Origin of the sequence: Paenibacillus sp. FSL H7-0943 (assembly GCF_037963265.1) — a bacterium.
GTDB classification, from domain to species: Bacteria; Bacillota; Bacilli; order Paenibacillales; family Paenibacillaceae; genus Paenibacillus_AQ; species Paenibacillus_AQ odorifer.
In genome coordinates, this window is the sequence record NZ_CP150148.1 from 4,558,957 (window position 1) to 4,581,149 (window position 22,193).

The window sequence follows — 22,193 nt, forward strand, 5'->3', positions numbered from 1 at the left end:
ACCGTCTGATGCTTGTGAACCAAATTCGCATCTATTTCGACCATTTTCTACCTAATCGCTGTAGGTCTAGTGATGGAGAGCCTACATGCCTTTTGGCTTATAAAAAGCGGCAGGATGACAGGGAATTCCCGTCATCCTGCCGCTGATGGATATGCTTTGTTAAGGGTCGCTATGTCTGCTACATCAACTATGGTGCGCTTTGTCCTCTTCGTCTGCCACATCAACTGTGGTGCGCTTTGTCCTCTTCGTCTGCTACATCAACTATAGTGCGCTTTGTCCTCTTCGTCCGTTATATCAACTATGGTGCGCTTTGTCCTCTTCGTCTGTTACATCAACTATGGTGCGCTTTGTCCTCTTCGTCCGCTACATCAACTATGGTGCGCTTTGTCCTCTTCGTCCGCTACATCAACTATGGTGCGCTTTGTCCTCTTCATTTGTTATGGTCTTTCACACTTCATAGTTTTGGCATCGGACCCAGATGCACTTATTTCCGGAATTCAGCGCTTTTCCTCGTGTTATCGGACTCAGGTGCAGCTATTCACACAAATATAGTCCAAATATGAGCAAATTCATGCCGATAAGAGCTATACAGTCCGAAACTACGGCAAAGTAGCTCAAAAATCAGATATAGCGACTATACGGTCCCTAACACTCCACGAATCATTCTTAGGCACTCTTCTATCGAGAATCCATCACATTTACTCATGCTGTCGGACTCAGGTGCACTTATTTCCGGAATTCAGCGTTTTTCCTCGTGCTATCGGACTCAGGTGCAGCTATTCACTCAAACATAGTCCAAATAAGAGCAAATGCATGCCGATAAGAGCTATACAGTCCGAAACTACGGCTAAGTAGCTCAAAAATCAGCAATAGCGACTATACGGTCCGCAACACTCCATGCATCATTCTTAGGCACACTTCTCTCGGAAATTCATCGCTTTCCCTCACGCTGTCGGACTCATTCTTGGATCCATCACCTTTGTTCGTACTATCGGACCCAGGTGCACTTATTTCCGGATTTCAACACATTTTCTCGTGCTGTCGGACTCAGGTGCAGCTATTCACTCAAATATAGTCCAAATACGAGCATATGCATGCCGATAAGAGCTATACAGTCCGAAACTACGGCAAAGTAGCTCAAAAATCAGATATAGCGACTATACGGTCCGCAACACACTTCATGCAGCTAAATCAGGCATACTTCTATGGAGAATTCATCGTATTCCCTCATGCTGTCGGACTCATTCTTGGATCCATCACATTTGCTCATCCTATCGGACCCAGATGCACTTATTTCCGGAATTCATCGCTTTTCCTCGTGCTATCGGACTCAGGTGCAGCTATCCACACAAATATAGCCCAAATACGAGCATATGCATGCCGATAAGAGCTATACAGTCCGAAACTACGGCAAAGTAGCTCAAAAATCAGCAATAGCGACTCTACGGTCCGCAACACTCCACGCATCATTCTCAGGCGCACTTCTATCGAGAATTCAGCGCACTCCCTCATGCAGTCTGACTCATTCTTGAATTCATCGCATTCCCACCTGCTATCTGACTCATTCTTGAATTCATCGCATTCCCTCATGCTATAGGACTCAGATGCTCTTATTTCCAGAATTCATCGCATTTACTCAACCTTCGAACTCAGCTCCCTTACTTCGAGGGTTCATGCTCATTTGTACTCCCAACCACACATAAAAAAGCAGCCTCTCAAATGAGAAGCTGCTCCATCACTTTACAACCCTAGTTTGTTTACACCTAATTCACTGCATTCCGCATAATAAGCACTACATTCCGCTCGTCATTCGAATGCCCGCGCCTTTCGCCACAGCCTAATGCCCGGGCGTCTGATCTTTCCCCTCCGCGGAGGCATCCATTTTCTGGCGCCCCATAAAAAAGGAGGCGAGCAAAGCTAACGCAGCAGGAATAACCGCCCAAGCGAAGGTGTTCGCAATGGAAGAGGAAAGTCCCTCTGTACTTTTGCTCAAAATTTCCGGTGGAATGAGTGCTCTAGTCTCAGGCGACAGCAGGGAATGCGGATCTTTAAAATCCATAACCCCAGCAGTCCCCGCAGAAGCAGCTCCTCCTCCATTTGCTGTGAGCAACTTAGTTAGACTGCCCGAGAAATAATGGCTTTGAATAATGCCAAATGTGGTTATTCCGATGGTCATGCCAAGCGAACGAATGAAATTCAGTGTTGCGCTGGCCGAGCCGCGTTGCTGCGCAGTCAGACCATGAATAGCTGCTGTGCTTAACACAGAGAAGGAAGCGCCGATGCCCAATCCGATTAAAATCATGTACAAGGTAACCAAGAGACGTGAAGCTTCCGGAGTAAGCGTTGCTACCAGTCCTGTGCCGATCACCAAAAGTACAAACGTAGGAATCAGCAGATTGCGGTAACTGGTTTTTGCCATCAGGAATCCTCCCGTTGTGGCGGTAATTACTGAGCCGACCATCATCGGCAGCAGGACAAGTCCTGAATTGGTAGCCGAACCCCCTAATACACCTTGGATAAAGATCGGGATATATACGGAAGCCACGATAAATGCAGCACCACTAAATAGCGCGCACAGAATGCTGACGGCGTACAGTCTTTTTTTGAATAACGCAAAGGAAATGATCGGCTCTTTCGCTCTCGTCTCTACAAAAAGGAACACTGCCGCCAATATAGCAAAAGCTGCAAATAAGCCGAGGATCATCGAGGAGCCCCAAGCGTACTCTTTTCCACCCAGCTCCAACGCAAACATTAAGCAGATGACAGAGCCCAGCAGTGTGCCCGCACCCAGCCAATCAATAGGTTGTTTGGAATGCTCATGTGATTCTTTATAAAAGAATACGACCATCACAAAAGCCAACAGTCCAAGTGGTAAGTTAATATAAAATATCCACTGCCAAGCAATATGATCGGTGATATACGCGCCTAGCAATGGACCAAAAATACTCGATAATCCAAATACCGCACCAAATGCACCGCCCAGCTTGCCCCGTGTCTCCAGCGGTACGGCGTCGAACATTATGGCAAAAGCAATCGGCACTAGCGCGCCGCCTCCAATTCCCTGAATCGCCCGATAAGCAGCCAGCTGAGTAATCGTATCTGCCGTCCCGCAAAGCGCTGAACCCGCCATAAATACAATAATCCCAAAAACAAAAAACTTTTTACGCCCATACATATCAGACAGCTTGCCAAAGATAGGCATCCCCGCCATCTCAGCTACGAGATAAGCTGATGTTACCCAGACAAATTTGTCCATACCGCCTAGTTCCCCAACAATATTGCCCATTGCTGTAGCAACGATGGTGCTGTCCATGGAGGCCATCAGTATTCCCAACAGCAGACCTGCGATTACAATGCCCAGATTGGGCGCTTTGGCAGCACTCATTTATTCCACTCCCCATTGTCAAAAGATCTATAACTATGTGTTACAGCTTTACTTGATGCCTCACTATTGCATTCTTGTGAATCTCCAAAGCACTACGGTATTCCACAGTATCAATCTCACAGTCCACACCGATGATTACCCGATCTCCTCTGACAATATTTGCTTTTGTATTATTCAGCTCTATCGTATCGCCTTCAATGAGCCCAGCCTCAAAAAGCACTTTAGGATTCTGCTTCATCAAATGCAGGAATTTTCCGGTCTTGCTTTTTTTGATCGTTAAAGCACTGCCTCCAACCTCTTTCGCTCTACTTAGACCATATAAATTGATCTCCAGTTGCTCCGCACTTAGCAGTCCTGCCACATTGAGAGCGCCCGAAATACGCAGATGTTCACCTTCACAATCACCATTAACCTCCAAATTACCGTTAAGATGAATATCGTCGATTTTTACGGAGGCTGCTTTAATTTCCCCCTGCCCCCGCAAGGCATCGCCTTCAAGATTACCCATAAATGTCATCTCACCGGTTATTTTCATTTTGGTCATTAGCAGGTTTCCATCTACCCTGGCATTTCCAGTCAGGCTCAGCTTCTCACAATCTACATCCCCTGCAAAATGACCTTCCCCAGTAACCTTAATATCCCGAAAACAGCCTCCCGCTGAGGTCGTTGTGCCCATTATTTTCAAATTACTCCGAATTGTTTCTTCAGTCACCGATCTTCTCCACCTTTCCAACCTTTGCTTCAGGATGTACTGTGATCTGATCACGATACTCTATCCGCTCAACAGTACAGCCTGGACCTACAATCACAATATTGCCCCTGATAACATCAGCCGTTGTATATTCCAAATCAATAAAATCTCCTTCAATAGTCCGAGCCCGCAGCTCCGATCTTAATTTAGGGATGATTCCACTTAACATTTTGCTCCAGACTCCACTATTCGTTTGCCGGATCACTAGACTCTCCACACCAATTTCATGCGCCTTTCCCTGCCCTTGCAGTTTGAAGTCTACATGTCCTGCACTAAGTAAACCTCCGACACTAAAGCTTCCTTCCCCCGCAAAATCCTCAAGCTCACAATCACCCTTGATATTCAGCATTCCATGAAGTGTGCAGCTTTCTCCCCGAATGCTCTCCCCGACAGTAATCATTCCGTCCACTTTTAGGGAGTTAAAATGCAAATGGCCCAGCACTTTCATCGTTCCATTGCATTCCGCTTCTTCCGCCGAGAGATCATTCTTCAAATTCATATGCCCGTTTCCTTTAAAAATTCGCGTCACGATAGGTCCCGTTACTTTGCCTACACCATCGATTCGCACGCTGTTATAAGTACCTCCTGCCCCCCCGCTGACTCCGTTTATAATCAGATCCGGCAGCTCTCGTTTGTCCATTACACTAACCCCCTATTCAACAAGCTTAAAAGCAAACTTACCTTTCAATTGTTCTATTACATCTGCACTTAGTATTTTACTGACCAGCTTTACCCCTTCATCGAACCATAACTCCGCTGGTGCCTGAGCCAGAATAAAGGATGACACCCCCATTTTGCGGATAAAAAATAACTCCCAGCTGCCACTCTCAAGATTGGAGGCTTTATCCATTAAGGTTCGAAACAGCAGCTCTGCTTCCTCCATACTCATCTCCCCTGCACTAAGCAGGCGATCTACAGCCAATAAATAAGTGAGTTGATCGAAGCTATATCCATTCTTGACACCGAGCCTCTCTCCAAATTTCCCCAGCGTCATCGACGAAACAATGTTACGTTCTATAATTTCCGCAGCAGATATACTTACTCTGTCAAAAGAAGCCTTATCTGATAGCTTATCAGCCATTTCATCCAAAGAAAGTCCATCTTTCATATTCACAATATTATCGATACGGGACAAAATCATGTCTTTTGGAAAAAAAGTCTCCTGTCCAGTAAACGTAGATTTACGGATAAACCATTCCTCTGGAATCAACTGCTTCCGCTTCCAGCGGTACAATTGCCCATAAGATATACCGGTTAAATCCAATAGCTGCTTCTTTGAGATCAAATCCTCTTCCATGCTTATCACTCCTTGAAGCCATCGTAACATAACACTGTTACGTTGTAAAACCAATAAATTAAACTCCCCTCATACCTATCTACGCTAGTAACCATCGTGTCCTAACGTCTCCCCCAAAGATTTTAAAGCATACCTTAAGAGCAGACCTCCGTCTTGAGAAGGATTTAACGGTCATTCACTATTTTTTCCACAAAAAAAGACTGCCCCCGCCGCTATAAATAGCAGCATGGAACAGCCTTCTCTTAGAATGATTTTTACGATCTGCTAATCTTACTGAACAAAAGTATAATGTGCTGAATCATATTGCGGGCCGGATTTTTCGTAAGTGAACCAGTACTCAATACTGCTGCCAGCGCTTAATCCACTCACCGTCTGCTTCCATGTTCCTGAGTTATTAGTCATCCTGTAATTAAGCTGGGAACCCCCGTTAATCTTGTAATGCACATCTACATAAAGGGCACTGGTTACAGGTGTAATATAGATACTCGCCTCTGTAGCAGAAAGTCTCGTTACCCCTGCTGTAAAGTCAGCCGTCACATGATCACCGCCTCCGCTGCCTCCAGTGGGATTAGTAGTAACTGTTGCGGTATTACTAGCGGAGGATAAATTACCTGCTGCATCTGTAGCTTTTACTGTAAACGTATAGGCTGTGCTTGGAGTAAGTCCACTAACAGTAGCTGTAGTTCCCCCCACAGTGGACACCTGCTGTGTTCCGCGATAAACAATATAACCTGTAACGCCAACATTATCGGTAGAAGCGGACCAGCTTAAGCTAACTCCTGTATCCGTCTTACTGGTTACCGTTAGATTAGCGGGAGCGGTTGGCGCGGTTGTATCCCCAGTATTACCACCACCCGTCAAATATTGACCTGTGAATGGATTAAACCGGTGCAGGGACATTATTAACCAACCTGTGCTGGAAACACAGTTTTGCTGCGCCATCACCCAATAACTGTTGCTGGACCCTTTCAGCGAGTAGGGAATACCCCCAAGCGAAGCACCGCTTGTGCCTTGTTTTTTAATAATCTCTGTATTAATAGCGTCTGCCTTTGAGGCATTGCCTTGCAGATAATAAGCGAGCGACATGAATGCGCTTCCTTCAAACCATACGTCAGCACCCGTATTGCCAATTTGATTTCCGTTATCGTCATACGCTGGCAATACTTCATCTGTCCAGTCAAAATCATATCCGGTGAGCGTATTCCCAGCATCATTGTAAGTAAGCGTCTGCTTGTAACGCGGATTCGCAAGTGTTCCCGGGGTGCCGGAGGCATTTTCCACATAGGTTAAGCTTGCGCCGTAGTTATGTGTTCCGGATACGCCTAAAGCTAATACTCCCCAAGGATTCACGTCTAAAGGTATTTTGGGGTCGATCAGATTTGTATCGTTTTTCCAGCCCCCCTTGAAACGTTTGACTGTGTCATCCCACACATAATTATCCAGGAAGGTTTTGACTCCAGAAGCCGCACTGTTATAAGTGGCTGCCTTTGAGGAATCCACCGAAGCATAATACTGCAATACCCGGTAAATATCGATATTGTGCTCGGTTGAGCTCCAAGGCTCATCGGAATTACTCCAACCACTCCATCCCCCTGCAATACTGCCATTAGCCTTTTTATACTGTAAACTCCAATCTAATGCTTTGAGTGCCATCGGACGATACCGTGAATCATTATATTGCTTCTCATAAGCCATAGCAGCCATTGCCATCCATACAACGGGTCCCACATGTTTACGGATTTCTTCTCCGAAGCCGTTGTTATACCAATAAGAATTCAGCCAGAAGCCTGATGGATCTTGAATGTCCCGCATTTTGTTCAAAACCTGCTCTGCCCGCGTCCGTTCACCCTTTACAATAAAGGCGATAGCTGCAACCGCTTGATCATATGTGTATACAATCTGTTTGGGGTTGTTTGGTCCCCAGAAATCTTCAAAGCTATCGACCAGTCCCTCAAAAGCATACCCCGCTGTTGCATCCTGCTGGGCCTTCAGCCAGATTAAAGCACGATTTGAAGCGTCACTTGCAGCATCTGCATTCGCTTTTCCACCAAAGGGTAGAGCTACCCCAAGCACCAGCAAACTTGTCATTAAGATCGAAAACAGCTTCCTCATCTTCATAACTTTCCTCCTCTTAATCATGATGAACTAGGCAATAAGAGTTCTTTGAAGCATAAAAACTAAAGCGTTTTCAAACAGCAACAACAGGGACTTTTGAATATTTTACCATGGTAATTGTCCTCATTTTCAGGCTTAGAAACCCGTTCGTCAACGATTTTATGTAAATTTTTAACTAAATGAGGCGAAACAACCAAAATTGCCATTTGAGAAATCATACGAAAGACCAGCATCATTTTTATGAATTCATATTTATGAAGACAAAACAAAAAGAGCAGACAGCTCCTTTATAAGGATTCTATCTGCTCTTTACTATTTATCTCTATACTATTCTGCTTTATCTTCGCCAGCAGTTTCAGCTACAGCGGGTTCAGCAGTATCTTCTTCTGTTGGCTCTTGCGCTGCTGGAGGTGAAATACGGACAATCAATGTGTCCTCAGGCGTCAATACTTCCCAGCCTTCATGCTTCGGCAAATCAGATACCAGCAATTGATCACCAATATCTAGTCCACTGATATCCACTTCAAAGGATGCAGCTATTTTATCTGGAAGTGTGCGAATATCCAGCTCATGCAATTCAATTTGTTGCACGCCGCCGCTCTTCACACCTACTGGTTCACCTGTAAAGTGGAACGCTACTTTTGTATCCAATTTGGCCTTCATATCAATCTGCTGAAAATCAATGTGCAGCAGTTGTTTGGAAATTGGCTGACGTTGGATTTCTTGAATAACCACGTTCTTTTTGCCCGAGTCTGGCAATTCCAAAGTAAGAACAGCCCGTGGGTTGCTGGCTAAAATACCTGAAATTGTCTTAGCATCCGCTGTAAAGGACTGGCTATCTGAACCTGCACCGTACACGACTACCGGTACAAAGCCTTTTCTGCGCTGTGAAGAAGTCGAGCCGGATCTTTCTGTCAAACGTACTGTTGTATTCACGATGATTCCTCCTAAGTAGGGATTTTATACTAGACCGATTAGATATGTACGCCTAACCTAACCACTCTCTAATTACCCCATTGACCTGGCTTTGAAACCTCTCACGACTTTTGAGCCCAGGCAAAAATAAGGTCAAATTGTATTATTATACAATTCAACATTAATTATTCATGTCTTAGGAGTAAATCATTGCTATATTTGTGACAACTATTAAACTAAATGACAAGCTACAAAATGGTTACTGCCAACATCACGAAATACCGGGATTTCAGATCTGCAAACCTCTTGCGCAAAGGGACAACGGGTATGGAATTTACAGCCAGAAGGCGGATTTACCGGACTCGGAATATCTCCCTTAAGTACAATTCTTTCCCTTTTCAGCTTTGGAATAGGAATCGGAACAGCCGACAGCAGCGCTTTGGTATACGGGTGGAGCGGATTCTTAAACAGTTCATCTCTTGAAGCCGTCTCCATCATAGAGCCCAGGTACATGACACCGATTCTTGAACACAAATGCTCCACAACACTCAAGTCATGGGAGATAAACAAATACGTTAACCCTCGACTCTGCTGGAGCTTACTGAATAAATTAATAATCTGTGCTTGGATGGAAACATCCAGTGCTGAAACTGGTTCGTCTGCAATGATCAGCTCAGGATTCAAAACAAGCGCACGGGCGATCCCAATCCGCTGCCGCTGCCCCCCGGAGAATTCATGCGGAAAGCGATCAATATGATAAGAAGATAACCCGCAAGCCGCTAGCGCTTCAAGCACCAGATCTCGCACCTCGGACCTTGAGCATAAACCATGATCCAGTAAAGCTTCACCAATGGCATCACCTATACGAACCCGTGGGTTAAGTGAGCTATAAGGATCTTGAAAGATCAACTGCATTTGGGGTCTAATATTGCGTAATTCAGCGGGCGACAGGGAGTGAATGTCTATCCCTTTGAACTTGATCTCACCTGCCGTTTTATCCGTTAGCCGTAAAATCGTCCGTCCGACTGTACTTTTGCCGCTCCCAGATTCCCCTACAAGCCCAAACGTTTCCCCAGGTTGAAGTGTGATGCTAATATCGTCAACAGCCTTTACATGCCCAACGGTTCGGTTAAGCAGCCCCTTAGTAACAGGAAAATATTTCTTTAAATGATTGACCTCAAGCAGTGCTTCAGGCATGAACAACCGCCTCCTCATACAACCAGCAAGCTACCTTTTGTCTGCTGGCCACCTCTTTAAGCTGGGGCTGCTGGCTGACACATACAGGCATGCAATGCTCACAGCGGTCATGAAAATAACAAGAGGGCACCAGCTCAAGCGGATTTGGCACTTGACCTGGTATGGAATACAGCTCATCCTGTCGCTGATTGATTACCGGCTTCGATTTGAGCAGCCCTTTTGTATAGGGATGTTTGGGGTTGTTGAACAATTCAACAACTTCACCCTCCTCCACAATCTTTCCGGAATACATAACAATCACATAATCGGCCATCTCTGCCACTACGCCAAGATCATGGGTGATTAGTAGAATGGACATGCCCGAGCTATCTTTAATTTCACGCAGCATATCCAGAATTTGCGCTTGAATCGTTACATCCAGCGCCGTAGTCGGTTCATCAGCAATCAATAGCTTTGGACTGCAGGCAATGGCAATAGCAATCATAATCCGCTGCAGCATACCTCCACTTAATTCATGCGGGTAACTATCAGCAATTTGCTCTGGTCGTGATATGCCTACCTGCTTAATCAGTTCAATCGCCCGGATGCGCGCCTGTTTCTTGTTCATCTTCAAATGTACAATCAGCGGCTCCATGATTTGCTCACCGATCTTGATTACAGGATTAAGGGAGGACATGGGCTCCTGAAAGATCATCGCGATCTCATTCCCGCGGATGGTCCGCAGTGTGTTTTTGTCCATTTTCAACAAATCTTCACCCTGAAAATCAATTTTCCCTTGGGCTACCTTGCCCCCGGGTTCCTCAACAAGCCCCATGATGGACATCGCGGTCACGCTTTTGCCGCAGCCTGATTCTCCAACGATACATACCGTCTCTCCCTCGCGAACACGGAAGCTTACATCATCAACGGCTTTCACTTTTCCTTCTTCCGTGAAGAAGTATGTACTTAGACCGTCTATATTCATTAAATCACTCATCTGAGGGTCACCTACCTCTTCTGTTTAGGATCAAGCACGTCCCGGAGTCCGTCTCCAAAGATATTGATCGCGATCACTGTCGCAAAAATCGATAACCCTGGTGGAATCCACAGCCACGGCCGATCCTGAAAGTCGATCATATTATTCGCAGCATCAATCATATTGCCCCAGGTTGGAGTTGGCGGCATAACACCTAGCCCAAAAAAGCTGAGAACCGATTCACTCAATATAGCGCCACCGATGTTAAGGGTAGCCATAACGATCAGCAACGGAACGATATTCGGCAGCAAATGATTAAACAATTTACGCCGGTCACGGAGGCCTAATACTACCGCCGCCTGCATAAACTCACGTTCACGCAGACTAAGCATTTGCCCCCGTACCATACGTGCCATACCCGGCCAGCTAACAATACTAAGCATCAGCATAACGATATACATCCGATAATCCGTTGGAATCTTCCACTCCGATAATAACGCACCAAAAATAAAGAGCAGTGGCAGACTCGGGACCGTCAATAAAAGATCCGCAATCCGCATAATGATTTGATCGGCAATACCGCGGTAATACCCAGCAATAGCCCCCAAAAGAGCACCGATAAACACCGAAAGAACCATTGACGCTAGTCCCACGGTCAGTGAAATGCGCCCCGCCTGCATTACCCGGGTCAGAATATCTCTGCCCAATGCATCAGTGCCCAGCCAATGCTTCATATTGGGTGCCTTGTTCATCATAACCATATTAATTTTGTTATCCGTATAGGGTGAGAACAGCGGACCAATAAAACAAAGCGCAAACATAAAGATCACCACCACAAATCCGGATACCGCCAGCTTGTTCTTCAGCAACCTCCGCATGGATTGCCGGAATAAAGAGGATTTTCCTTTGGTGGTCTGCGGCTTCGCAATCCCAGCTACATTACTTTGAACTGCCACGTCAGCTTCCTCCTCTCTATAGCCGAACTCTAGGATCGGCAATCCGGTACAAAACATCCGAAAGCAACGTTCCTATGACGGTAAGTATGGCAATAAACATCGTAAAGCCCATCAGTAAAGGATAATCCCTTAGTCCGAAGGACTGCATATACAGTTGGCCAATCCCAGGCCAATTGAATATTTTCTCAATAATAAGTGATCCGCCAAATAGTGCCGGAAGCTCAAAACCAACCAGTGTAATTGCGGGCAGCAAGGCATTACGTAAGGCGTGTGTAAAGAGCACCTTGCGTTCTTTCAGGCCTTTGGCGCGTGCCGTACGGATATAATCCTGTTTTAAGACATCGATCATATTGCTGCGAAAATAACGGGTGAGCGAACCTAATCCCAGAAGGGTCATAACCACAACCGGAAGGGTCATGTGCGTTACTATCTCCTTAAAGTAAGCCAAACTCGTAGCATTACTACCCGTGGTGATTATTCCACCTGGAGGCAGCCACTTGAGATCGACGGCCAGGATTTTGATCAGGAATAAGCCTATAAAAAATGACGGCAGCGACATGGCTGCGAATATAGCGATCATCACGAGTGTATCGAACCATGAATACTGCTTATAGGCAGAGATGACGCCAATAATGACCGCAATCACCCACGTCAGAAACGTAGATACGGCAGCCAGCAGAAAGGAATTCCAAATATAATCATTAAAAAGCTGCAGCACAGGCTTTTGTTGGGCTAAGGAATACCCGAAATCACCATGCAGCGCATTCTTCATCCAGATCCCATACCGTTCAAGCACAGGCTTGTTTAAGCCGTAGATTTCACGCAGCTCAGCTTTGCGTTCAGCGGTCAATTTAATATTTCCGGTTATGAAGTCACCGGGAGTTGAAGCATACAGACAGAAGATCAATAATGATGCCGCAAATAAGATGATGACCATGTACAACAGTCTTTTCGATAAATAAGCGCTCATGACAGACTCCTTATGATTCGTCCCCTGCCCTTGAATCCAGTCAGGGCAGGGGACACTGGTTTATTTATTTCAGGCTCCAAGTTGGCAGACTGCCAGCAAGACCGATGAACGGGCTGACCGAGAGATTCTCAATACGTCCGTTATAGGCGTATACTGTCTTTTTATAACTTGTAAAAATAATAGGCAGTTCATCATTGAAAAGCTGATACAGCTCTTTATATACCACTTTGCGCGCCTCAATATCAGTAGTGGCCAAGGCTTTGTTGTACAGCTCCAGGAATTTCGGATTGTCATAATCCGTGATTTCTCCATCGAAGAATTGCATGAACCCGTCAGACGGATCAGTCAACATGCTTGTGGAGAAGGATACGAGATCGTAGTCCCCACCTTCTACTTTCGATACCAGTGAGTTAAAGTCTGCGAAAACCTCAGGCTGGAATTCGATACCCAGCGCTTCAAAATTCTCTTTAGCTACAGCGATGAAAATATCTGTGTTTTTACTCTTCGAACCGAGGTAATGGATGGACAGCGGTTTGCCATCTTTTTCACGGATACCCCCCGCGCCTACCGTCCAGCCAGCTTCATCGAGTAATTGTTTTGCTTTTTCCGGATCATATTTGTAAGGATTAATACCTTCCTCCGTGTAAGACCAAGAGATAGGGGATGCCGGGATGTTGGCAATAGAACCTGCACCTTGTGCTGCATCCACATAAATACTCTGACGATCCAAACCGTACACAATAGCTTGACGTACAAGCTTATCCTTGAGCTGCTCATGCTTCAGGTTAACTTGCAAGTAACCATAGGTACTTGGAGTGTAAGGAATAATATTCACAAAACCGAGTGCTTTCAGCTTCTCGATATTCTCGTCTGTCGCACTAAAGGAAGCGTAGTCCACTTCACCAGTTTCTACGAACTGCCATACGTCGCCTTCCGTAGTTTTGTAGATGAAATGCTCCGTCTTTGGTTTACCTTTGAAATAATTCTCATTCGCTACAAAACGCACTTCTTGACCTGGAATAAATTTTTCCAGCTTGTAAGGTCCATCGCCAAGTGGCTTCTCATGCAGCTTTTTAATGTATTCAAGATTTCCAATTTTATAGTCCTTGCCATAGTAAGCTTTCGACAGTACATTCGAGCCGAGCTGTACCAGCGCCGTTGCGTTTGGTTGCTCAAGGGTTGCTGAGATCGTCTGTGGATCAATTACTTTAATGCCCTCAACTGTAGGGGATGTACCTTCCTTATAGGCTTTGCCGCCTTTAACATTTAGCGATGGAAGCTGGGAGCTACCATCATACGATTTGTCGTATTGGATCGTCCATGTAAATGCCACATCATCCGCTGTTAACGGTGAACCGTCGCTGAATTTCAAATCTTTTCTCAAGTGGAACGTGTATGTAAGCTGATCATCCGAAACATCCCAGCTCTCCGCAAGTTCCGGCGTTGGAACGCCTTTGTCATCAACAGTTACGAGAGATGCGTATAGCAGTGAAGAGACATTGCCATCATAACCACTTTGTTGAAAATAAGGAGTGAACGCTCCGCTTGGGTCCGTAAGTCCGACGATAATGGTATCTGTACGTTTTTGGGCCACCGCTGGAAGTTTGGATAAATCCGTGGCAGTAAAAGGTTCGCTTAGAGCACCCGCAGGAACAATCTCTGGTGCAGTGGTTGCTTCCACATTGGTTGAATTGGAGCCTGCAGCCGCATTGTTTGCGGATGAGGATTCGTTATTACTGTTGTTAGCGCAAGCAGAAAGTAACAGTGACCCCGTAAGCAGTAATGAAGTGATTACAATCGCATTTTTTCTCATGTACCTATCTCCCTTTTCTCTCTGAATAGAATAATAACTATAATTCCTACCCGTTAAGTATGAATAACATCTGATGTTCATTATAGAAAGGTTTTCTAGTTCTGTAAAGAGAGAACTTCAAAAAAATTCTCCATAAACAGAATTAGGCGATAATTAAAATAAATAAAAAAAGCCAAAACTCTCTCTGCATAAGAGAAGTCCTGGCTTTCAGGCGGTTATATTTTTTAAAAATCATTATTTCAAATACTCGAATAGCTGCTCATTCATCCGATGAATGCCTTCAAGACGCAGACTGTATCCGGTGACATTCTCCCCTTCAATATAGGCATGAAGTAAACCTGCACAACGAAGATTAAAAATATGATCATGCACAATCCCCTTCGAGATCCCCGCATGCTTAACAATTTCGGTAAACGTCTTACGGCCACCACTAAGGGCTTGGAGGATTTTTAGCCGGCTTTTTTCACTCAGACTACGGATCGCTCTGTACATAAAAGGGGAGAGTTCCTCATTCTCCATCGATATCCACGCCGCATAATGGCAGATCGTTAATTCACCGTAGCAATAGATAATATTAGCAGGCTGAAAATGATACTGTGGAATCAGTACGAGCTTCTTAAGCCCATCCGTAGGCATGAAGTAAAATCCGTTGGTCGTCTTGTTCACGAAATCCGCAGTGTCCAGTCCATTAAGCTCCATGTTCTTGGAATCCGCATGCTGCTGCAGTTTGCTCAAAATCGCAGGATTGCATTGGCTAAAGTACTGGCGGTTCCACTCGGAGAGTAAAAATACTACGCGGTTACGGTAATCCTCCATATGGCTTGGAAATACCTTTACATATTTTGATAAGGTCTCATATAACTCGCCAACCGATAACCCTTCAATCCAGTTCAACACACTGTCTACATCATCTTTAAATGGACAACAGTAAATGAGCAGATTCAACATTTTCCACTCATTGTTTAGTTCGGTTTCTTTCAAACGGGATAACAGCTCTTCACTGAGCGTGCTTTCAATTTCATTAGCCCACGCTACCCCTAAATCAATCTTCTTATAGGATTTTTTGCAGAGATAAGTATGTAAGCTGTTCAACAATTCATAAATCGATCCAAATTCAACCTCAACCTTGTATTCCACAATGATTCCTCCTGCTAGCGGTTCTTTTCAGTAGTGAGATATTCTCTTAATCTTATTGTATTATCCTGAGAATACGCAAGCTACTCTATAAACGGGAGTGCATAAAAATTCATTAGCTGCTATTTCAGCACCGAATTCTCTGCATTGCACGCTGGTTTAGCTGTCATTTCCGCGAGCGTGGGTGCTATCGGACACAACTGAGCTTGTGCTAATGGCGTCTGCCGTAGGCTTCAGCGCGAGATCAGGACTCTGCGCTATCGGACACAGTTGACCTTATGCTAATAGCGTCTGCTGGGTCCGTAATCTCCTGCGGGAGATCAAGACTCAGCTCTATCGGACACAGTTGACCTTGTGCTAATAGCGTCTGCTGGGTCCGTAAACATCAGTGGGAAATTAGGACTCTGGTCCATAAGCATCAGCGGGGGATTAGGATCCTACGCTATCGGACACAGTTGACCTTATTCGCAGTATTATCCCATTTTCAGCATGCTATCGGACTCCATAGGCGCTATTGACACTATAAATGCCTATTTCGTGCCTATTCCAAAGGAATAGCTGCACTGGGGTCCGAAACTTTACTCAAAAGGCTAAATATGTGCGAATAGCGTCTGCTGGGTCCGAGAGGTTCTACGGAGGTTTAGGATTTTGTTCCATCGGTCAGTTGACCTTGTGCAAATAACGTCTATTGGGTCCGTAAGCTCCTGCGGGAGATTAGGATACTCTTCCATCGGACACAGTGGACCTTATTCGCAGTATTATCCCCTTTTTTGTGTGCTATCGGACTCCATAGGCGCTATTGACACTATAAATGCCTATTTCGTGCCTATTCCAAAGGAATAGCTGCACTGGGGTCCGAAACTTTGCTCAAAAGGCTAAATATGTGCAAATAGCGTCTGCTGGGTCCCTAAGCATCAGTGGGGAATTAGGATTCTGGACCGTAAGCATCAGCGGGGGATTAGGACTCTGGTCCGTAAGCTTCTGCGGCGGATTAGGATCCTACGCTATCGGACACAGTTGACCGTATTCGCAGTATTATCCCATTTTCAGCATGTTATCGGACTCCATAGGCGCTATGGGCATTAAAAATGCCTATTTCGCGCCTATTCCAAAGGAATAGCTGCACTGGGGTCCGAAACTTTGCACAAATGACTAAAAATGTGCAAATAGCGTCAATTGGGTCCGTTAGATTCCGCAGAGATTAGGACAAGCGAGAGTTAAGGGTTCGGGGGTTCCATGGTTCCAGCGTTCTGAGGTTCCGGGATTCCAGCGTTCCTAGCGTTCCCAGCATTCCCAGCATTCCAGCGTTCCCAGCGATCCCAGCGTTCCCAGCGTTCCCAGCGTTCCCAGCATTCCCAGTGTTCCCAGCGTTCCCAGCATTCCCAGCGTTCCCAGTTTTCAGCTTACCAAAACAAATACTCGAGGTTAGTTAACTCTCACTTGCTCATATTCTGCTATAGCCATGTTGCCCACATGAACAAAAATGCAGTGCAGCGATCCTCGGGTAACAAGGAAAACAACAATCAGCCCGAAGAACAATCAATCTGGTTCGCTCCTCGCTTTTTGCAATTCATGGTAGTAAAATATAGGCAATAACTAATTAGGAGTGAAGCCATAAGATGCAAATTCAAAATGAAAACGGACGTTTTTTTGTTGCTAATGACGGTAAGGACCTTGCCGAAATCACATACAGTTTGGATAAAGGAACCGGGGAATTGGTCATTGACCACACTCGTGTCTCCGAAGAACTGCGCGGTCAAGGTACTGGACAAGAGCTTGTACGTGCTGTTGTGGACAAGGCTCGGAATGAGAATTTAAAAATTGTACCCGTGTGCTCCTATGCTGCGCATCAATTCGAGAAGCACCCGGAGTACAAAGACGTGCTGAGCGGGAATACTGGCGGGAGAGCTTAAACCTGCTCCCGTTTCCGCGAAGCTTTTTTAGTAACTATGCGAACTTATAATAGTTCAAATACACTTTAGGGGGAAACGGGTTTGACGACTGCCGACACTTTTAAGAATATTGAGGAATTACAACAACGCTGTGAGCAATATGAAGGAATTTCATTAAAACTGAATTGGGATATGCTCCGCCAGCCATCAAGCGCAGGTGATACGGAATGGCTCGTGACTTATGAGGACGAATTACTGGTCGGTTTCTTGGGACTCTATGGTTTTGGAAGCGATATGGAGGTCTGTGGCATGGTTCGGCCAGGCTACCGTCGACGCGGAATCTTCACCTCTCTGTGGAACCGAGCACAAACCATAATCAAGCGCAATAAAGTCTCTACTCTTCTTCTAAATGCACCCGCCGCTTCTTCATCTGGAACTGCTTTCCTGCAAACCTTGCCTCTGCAGTTCAATCACGCTGAATATCAAATGAAATGGGATGGCAATTCCATGGTGTCATCTGATGTCAGCTCAGCAACAGGGACTGTCGTCTTACGGCCAGCTCGTGAAGAAGAGGCACACATTCTGGTCGAACTGGATTGTGGAGGTTTTGATATGAAGACAGAAGATGCTGCAGAGCAGTATGAGTTGCACAAACAGGAAGGTATGCAAGAGAATATTATGATCGAGATGGACGGCAGGCCTGTTGGGAAGATGCGAGTGTGGACTGAAGATAATGAATCCTGGATCTATGGATTTACAGTCGACAAAAAGCTACGTGGGCTTGGCATTGGCCGCAGCGCCCTTCTTCAGACCATCGAACGAGAGCGCAAAAATTATAATGGTGTAAATCTGGAGGTCGCACTGGATAATCCCAATGCACTTAAGCTGTATGAGAGCTGCGGCTTTGTCATTCAGAATAAACAGGATTATTACCGATATATCGGCTAATCCCCAGACCTACTCTTGAGATTTTAATAAAGCAGTCACAATAAGACCTCCTTACTTGCTGGTGTTCTAACCTGCAGATAAGGAGGTCTATTTATTATAGTAAATAATCCGCTTCGCCTCTCTCATTTCTACGATCGCTGCAGCTTAAGGAACCGTCAGCTAACACTTCACGCTCAAGAAATACGGATAACAGACGCACATAATCCAGTGACTCCATAATCGAGATTGCCTCTCCATCAAAGCAGTATTTACGTCCATCCAGCAGCGAGAAAACTTCCACGGTCTCCGCTGGCTCACCATAAGCATGATGGCAAAAAACATTGGCCATATGCATAAATCCAGTGATGATATCCTCATTGCCATTAACCATAAATTTCTGAATGTTCACGCTTCGGCAACTTTTTGAAGAGTTCCAAGCCAGCTGCGTAATCATCGATAACTCCAAATTCAGCGCTGGAACTGGAACATGCCACTGTTCATATAACATCACTGGAATCTCCTGTAGATGATTGCTTGAAACGATACGCATAAGCTCATCAGCTACACTCGTTTTGATATCCCAATATTGCAAAAGGGAGGGAAAAGCATCTCCCCTAGGAGGCCACCGGCGTTCTAACAGAAATTGTATAGGTGTCTCTCTTCGCACTTCCGGCAACAGACTATAGAAGTCATTAAGTGTATGCCCCACAGCATATTGAACCTGCTGACGCCAGCGTGGGAGCCCCGTCGCTGGAGCTCCGCTAGCTAAATTCTCAGTCCCGCCCAGCATAATATGCTCCATGCGATAATCGTGCAGCCGTTTATACGGAGGGGTATGTACATCCCTTGGTTTGTTAAACCAACTTCCCACTGGCCCACCCATCTTAGGTTACCGCCATACAGGCTTCGATGAATTGACGTCCGAATTGACGGCAGGCTTCTTTTTCGGCAGCATTAGGGCCATACTCAATCTTTAGGCTATCTTGCAAAATGACTGCTCCACGCTCCTTTAGCTTCTCCTCGATAACATCCACTGCCCCACAATAAATGGCGTAGCCTGTATCTCCACTACCAAAAACTGCTGACTTCATAGCAGTCAAATCAAGTTCATCCATCTCCTCATAGAAATCAAGAGATTCATCCGGCAACTCTCCGTCTCCCCAAGTGTATGCCCCTAGCAGAACGCCTTCATATGATTTTATCTCAATCGCATTACATTCAGTGACTGACTTCAAAACAGCCTCACCGCCTGCTTGGCGTATTCCTTCTACAATCAATTCAGCCATTTCCTCAGTGTTGCCAGTTAAACTAGCATATGCCACAAGCACTCTAGCCATAAACTCCTGTTCCTCCCCTACTAACACCTTAAATTTAAATCATATACGCTTCACCTCATTCTATTTGATAATGATTATCATTGTCAATAAATAAAGTTAAAAAAACGCAAACTCCCCGTTATTACACACGGTTGAGGTTTGCGCTCCGTCTCATTTTTCTTAAAAAGAAGCTTAATAAGCACCTTCCAGCAAGGTTATGTGATTCCCATCAGGATCACGAAAATTCATTTCTTTACCGCCATATTCCATCGTAACAGGTGGCTGACAATCCAGTCCCTTAGCTTTCAACTGCTTGTATGTCTCATCCAGATTATCACAGCCGAATACTAAATTAACAAAACCTGTCGTAAGATTTTCCCACTTTGCAGCATCCCAAATAATAATTCCCGGCTGTTTCTTGCCAAAGCCAAGCTTTGCCCCGTCGAAATTACCGTAACCTTCGAAAGGCATAGGAATTCCTAGTACCTCCGTATAAAATTTAGCTGACACCGCAGTATCTTTAGTGTAAATGTTAGTCCCTTCAAAAGACGAAATCATAACTTGTCCCCTCTCATTCTCATAATATGTCTCATTTCTTACTTGGGTTTAGTCTAACAAGGTTGACACGCTTTGTATTGCAAAATTACGACATTCTTCGGTCTGCATAGACCAAGGCTTCAAGTGGGGTTCTTCCTGCATATTTTTTGAAATTATTGATAAAATGGGACTGGTGACTGTAACCATACGCGAAAATAAGATCCTGCATATTCTTCGTCTGCCCAGGTAAATGACACATCTCCCGCCATACATTCTGAAACCGCACGAGATCTGCTGTTTTTTTGGGCGATACACCTATATATTCTTGAAAAAGCCGTTCAAGTTGTCGTCTGCTTAAATTAGAACTGGTCTCCAAATCCTCTGCGGTCACAATCCCTTTTTGTTTAACCATAGTATAGACTGCGTTCATCATCCGATCGTTAGTCCGCCCTCTACGCTCAAGACGACGAAGCAGATAGGCTTCAGCGGCTGCAATCCTTTCGTCCATCGAGTTTACTTTCTCCAATAGATGACCAAGCTCTTTTTTAAAAGTGCCAAAATATTGTTCTACATCGACATGTGCGTTCAAGACATTCCGCAGATGATCATCTGCAAAAAAATGAACCGCCCAGAAATGAAATCGGATACCAAAGGTTGAACTCCCCCCTGGCTTTCTGTCTGAGGAGACTTCAAATGGAGTGTCATTGATGCCGGAGAAAAAAGTGTTTGTATTGCCTGATTCTCTATCCAAATCCCAAATAATATCCATACAGGTGTCCGGAATTATTGTCTCCGTCTCAGGTTGTTGTATAGACTCCACATCTACAGAACCCCAAAAACAGCGAATAAACGGCTGCAAGGCATGGCTGGGCAGAAACTCACTAGTGTGGTTGGGTTTTGCAGTTATAGGGAAATACAGCGGTGAGAGATTGAACATAGCTTTAGTTCTCCGATCGTAAATAGGGTAAGAACTCTACTATCTGATCATACACAATCAAGTCATGAAGCACCAGTTGAATAGCCGCATAAGCATGGGAATATTATACACCTCATTAGCATTGGACAAAATAATTGGTGAAGCTGGCTGAGGCGTAATTTGTTTGTAGCAATCAGGTGAAATGTTGTACAATAAAGGCTAAATGAATTTTTTTGAAGGATGGATTAAATCATGTATATAGCGAGCGATTGGAAAGACTATGAAGTAATTGATACAGGCGGTGGAGAGAAGCTCGAACGCTGGGGCGATATTATCTTGCGTCGTCCTGATCCACAGATTATTTGGCCTCTAAATAATGAGACCGCTAAATGGCGTGATGTGCACGGACATTATCACCGTTCCTCCGCTGGTGGCGGACAATGGGAAATGAAAAAAACCATTCCAGACGATTGGAAGATTAGCTATGGTAAATTAAAATTCCACTTACGTCCTACAAACTTCAAGCATACAGGACTATTCCCGGAACAAGCAGCCAACTGGAGCTGGATGATGGACAAGATTGCAGCGGCTAACCGTCCAATCTCAGTGCTGAATCTTTTTGCTTACACAGGTGGAGCTACTGTGGCAGCGGCGAGTGCCGGTGCGTCTGTCGTTCACGTGGATGCAGCCAAAGGTATGGTGCAGTGGGCGAAAGAAAACGTTCAGCTGTCTGGTCTTGGAGAACGTCCAGTGCGTTTTATCACGGATGATGTATTCAAGTTCGTACAACGTGAACAACGCCGCGGCAGCAAATATGACGCGATTATTATGGACCCTCCTTCTTACGGAAGAGGACCTGGTGGAGAAATGTGGAAGCTTGAATCAAGCTTGTACCCTTTCCTTGAGAGCTGTATGGAAATTATGAGCGACAACCCATTGTTCATGCTCATTAATTCCTACACCACTGGAATTTCTCCAACTGTACTGCGCAACATGTTGTCCATGACCATGGGCAAACGTTATGGCGGAAAACTTACCTCCGGCGAAATTGGTCTTCCGATCACCTCCTCCGGCATGAACCTGCCATGTGGTATCCTGGGTCGCTGGGAGGCGTAAG

Annotated in this window: 19 protein-coding genes; 3 read left to right on the forward strand and 16 right to left on the reverse strand. The window is 45.2% G+C overall.

From position 1 onward, the window contains the following. Window positions 1–1,837: 1,837 nt before the first annotated feature. From NSQ55_RS19970 to NSQ55_RS20025, 12 genes are all read right to left on the reverse strand, one after another. Window positions 1,838–3,385, reverse strand: coding sequence for an MDR family MFS transporter (locus NSQ55_RS19970; protein WP_339168738.1), 1,548 nt, complete (start codon window positions 3,383–3,385; stop codon window positions 1,838–1,840). A gap of 40 nt (window positions 3,386–3,425) precedes the next feature. After that, window positions 3,426–4,097, reverse strand: a complete 672-nt coding sequence (locus tag NSQ55_RS19975; RefSeq protein ID WP_339168740.1) for a hypothetical protein — start codon at window positions 4,095–4,097, stop codon at window positions 3,426–3,428. Next, the gene (locus NSQ55_RS19980; protein WP_339168743.1) at window positions 4,090–4,776 is read right to left on the reverse strand and encodes a hypothetical protein; all 687 of its coding nucleotides are present in this window, start codon (window positions 4,774–4,776) and stop codon (window positions 4,090–4,092) included. Before NSQ55_RS19980 ends, NSQ55_RS19975 begins: the two co-directional genes overlap by 8 nt. A 12-nt stretch (window positions 4,777–4,788) precedes the next feature. Further along, the gene (locus tag NSQ55_RS19985) at window positions 4,789–5,433 is read right to left on the reverse strand and encodes a YhbD family protein (RefSeq protein ID WP_339168746.1); all 645 of its coding nucleotides are present in this window, start codon (window positions 5,431–5,433) and stop codon (window positions 4,789–4,791) included. A gap of 270 nt (window positions 5,434–5,703) precedes the next feature. Further along, window positions 5,704–7,551: a fibronectin type III domain-containing protein gene (locus NSQ55_RS19990; RefSeq protein WP_179089376.1), complete on the reverse strand. Its 1,848-nt coding sequence runs from the start codon at window positions 7,549–7,551 to the stop codon at window positions 5,704–5,706. Between the two features lie 324 nt (window positions 7,552–7,875). Next, window positions 7,876–8,484, reverse strand: coding sequence for a 50S ribosomal protein L25 (locus NSQ55_RS19995; protein ID WP_076130800.1), 609 nt, complete (start codon window positions 8,482–8,484; stop codon window positions 7,876–7,878). Between the two features lie 210 nt (window positions 8,485–8,694). Then, window positions 8,695–9,660, reverse strand: a complete 966-nt coding sequence (locus NSQ55_RS20000; RefSeq protein ID WP_036685744.1) for an oligopeptide/dipeptide ABC transporter ATP-binding protein — start codon at window positions 9,658–9,660, stop codon at window positions 8,695–8,697. Continuing rightward, window positions 9,653–10,636: an ABC transporter ATP-binding protein gene (locus tag NSQ55_RS20005; RefSeq protein WP_076130798.1), complete on the reverse strand. Its 984-nt coding sequence runs from the start codon at window positions 10,634–10,636 to the stop codon at window positions 9,653–9,655. The genes NSQ55_RS20000 and NSQ55_RS20005 overlap by 8 nt, the downstream gene beginning before the upstream one ends. An 11-nt stretch (window positions 10,637–10,647) precedes the next feature. Next, window positions 10,648–11,571, reverse strand: coding sequence for an oligopeptide ABC transporter permease (gene opp4C, locus NSQ55_RS20010; RefSeq protein ID WP_339168756.1), 924 nt, complete (start codon window positions 11,569–11,571; stop codon window positions 10,648–10,650). A gap of 16 nt (window positions 11,572–11,587) precedes the next feature. Beyond that, the gene (locus tag NSQ55_RS20015; protein ID WP_339168758.1) at window positions 11,588–12,541 is read right to left on the reverse strand and encodes an ABC transporter permease; all 954 of its coding nucleotides are present in this window, start codon (window positions 12,539–12,541) and stop codon (window positions 11,588–11,590) included. Between the two features lie 64 nt (window positions 12,542–12,605). Beyond that, window positions 12,606–14,354: an ABC transporter substrate-binding protein gene (locus tag NSQ55_RS20020; protein WP_339168761.1), complete on the reverse strand. Its 1,749-nt coding sequence runs from the start codon at window positions 14,352–14,354 to the stop codon at window positions 12,606–12,608. Window positions 14,355–14,588: 234 nt separating this feature from the next. Continuing rightward, window positions 14,589–15,491: a winged helix-turn-helix domain-containing protein gene (locus tag NSQ55_RS20025; RefSeq protein WP_280753037.1), complete on the reverse strand. Its 903-nt coding sequence runs from the start codon at window positions 15,489–15,491 to the stop codon at window positions 14,589–14,591. Between the two features lie 1,616 nt (window positions 15,492–17,107). Between NSQ55_RS20025 and NSQ55_RS20030 the strand changes: the two genes are divergently transcribed. Both NSQ55_RS20030 and NSQ55_RS20035 read left to right on the forward strand, forming a co-directional pair. Then, complete coding sequence (locus NSQ55_RS20030; RefSeq protein ID WP_076308376.1) at window positions 17,108–17,401, forward strand: GNAT family N-acetyltransferase; 294 nt, start codon at window positions 17,108–17,110, stop codon at window positions 17,399–17,401. A gap of 81 nt (window positions 17,402–17,482) precedes the next feature. Further along, complete coding sequence (locus NSQ55_RS20035) at window positions 17,483–18,328, forward strand: GNAT family N-acetyltransferase (RefSeq protein WP_076127613.1); 846 nt, start codon at window positions 17,483–17,485, stop codon at window positions 18,326–18,328. Window positions 18,329–18,422: 94 nt separating this feature from the next. On the opposite strand, the gene NSQ55_RS20040 is transcribed toward NSQ55_RS20035, so the two are convergent. The 4 genes from NSQ55_RS20040 to NSQ55_RS20055 all read right to left on the reverse strand — a co-directional run bounded on the left by NSQ55_RS20040 (window position 18,423) and on the right by NSQ55_RS20055 (window position 21,097). Next, window positions 18,423–19,190, reverse strand: coding sequence for a hypothetical protein (locus NSQ55_RS20040; protein WP_076308378.1), 768 nt, complete (start codon window positions 19,188–19,190; stop codon window positions 18,423–18,425). 1 nt (window position 19,191) lies between these two features. Then, a complete protein-coding gene (locus NSQ55_RS20045) occupies window positions 19,192–19,644 on the reverse strand; it encodes a flavodoxin (RefSeq protein ID WP_076219230.1) in 453 nt (150 codons plus the stop codon). A 171-nt stretch (window positions 19,645–19,815) separates the two neighbouring features. Continuing rightward, window positions 19,816–20,181 (reverse strand): VOC family protein, encoded by a 366-nt coding sequence (locus NSQ55_RS20050; protein WP_248548511.1) that lies wholly within the window; start codon window positions 20,179–20,181, stop codon window positions 19,816–19,818. Window positions 20,182–20,266: 85 nt separating this feature from the next. After that, window positions 20,267–21,097 carry a helix-turn-helix domain-containing protein gene (locus tag NSQ55_RS20055; RefSeq protein WP_076304048.1) on the reverse strand — a complete coding sequence of 277 codons (831 nt, stop codon included), beginning with the start codon at window positions 21,095–21,097 and terminating at the stop codon, window positions 20,267–20,269. Between the two features lie 231 nt (window positions 21,098–21,328). Between NSQ55_RS20055 and NSQ55_RS20060 the strand changes: the two genes are divergently transcribed. After that, window positions 21,329–22,192, forward strand: coding sequence for a class I SAM-dependent methyltransferase (locus tag NSQ55_RS20060; protein WP_036685718.1), 864 nt, complete (start codon window positions 21,329–21,331; stop codon window positions 22,190–22,192). Window position 22,193: the final 1 nt, after the last annotated feature.

Coding starts and splice junctions, on each gene's coding strand:
- NSQ55_RS19970 (WP_339168738.1), bottom strand. CDS start 3,385: ATGAGTGCTGCCAAAGCGCCCAATCTGGGCATTGTAATCGCAGGTCTG.
- NSQ55_RS19980 (WP_339168743.1), bottom strand. CDS start 4,776: ATGGACAAACGAGAGCTGCCGGATCTGATTATAAACGGAGTCAGCGGG.
- NSQ55_RS19985 (WP_339168746.1), bottom strand. CDS start 5,433: ATGGAAGAGGATTTGATCTCAAAGAAGCAGCTATTGGATTTAACCGGT.
- NSQ55_RS19990 (WP_179089376.1), bottom strand. CDS start 7,551: ATGAAGATGAGGAAGCTGTTTTCGATCTTAATGACAAGTTTGCTGGTG.
- NSQ55_RS20000 (WP_036685744.1), bottom strand. CDS start 9,660: ATGCCTGAAGCACTGCTTGAGGTCAATCATTTAAAGAAATATTTTCCT.
- NSQ55_RS20005 (WP_076130798.1), bottom strand. CDS start 10,636: ATGAGTGATTTAATGAATATAGACGGTCTAAGTACATACTTCTTCACG.
- NSQ55_RS20015 (WP_339168758.1), bottom strand. CDS start 12,541: ATGAGCGCTTATTTATCGAAAAGACTGTTGTACATGGTCATCATCTTA.
- NSQ55_RS20020 (WP_339168761.1), bottom strand. CDS start 14,354: ATGAGAAAAAATGCGATTGTAATCACTTCATTACTGCTTACGGGGTCA.
- NSQ55_RS20030 (WP_076308376.1), top strand. CDS start 17,108: ATGCAAATTCAAAATGAAAACGGACGTTTTTTTGTTGCTAATGACGGT.
- NSQ55_RS20040 (WP_076308378.1), bottom strand. CDS start 19,190: ATGGGTGGGCCAGTGGGAAGTTGGTTTAACAAACCAAGGGATGTACAT.
- NSQ55_RS20045 (WP_076219230.1), bottom strand. CDS start 19,644: ATGGCTAGAGTGCTTGTGGCATATGCTAGTTTAACTGGCAACACTGAG.
- NSQ55_RS20050 (WP_248548511.1), bottom strand. CDS start 20,181: ATGATTTCGTCTTTTGAAGGGACTAACATTTACACTAAAGATACTGCG.
- NSQ55_RS20055 (WP_076304048.1), bottom strand. CDS start 21,097: ATGTTCAATCTCTCACCGCTGTATTTCCCTATAACTGCAAAACCCAAC.
- NSQ55_RS20060 (WP_036685718.1), top strand. CDS start 21,329: ATGTATATAGCGAGCGATTGGAAAGACTATGAAGTAATTGATACAGGC.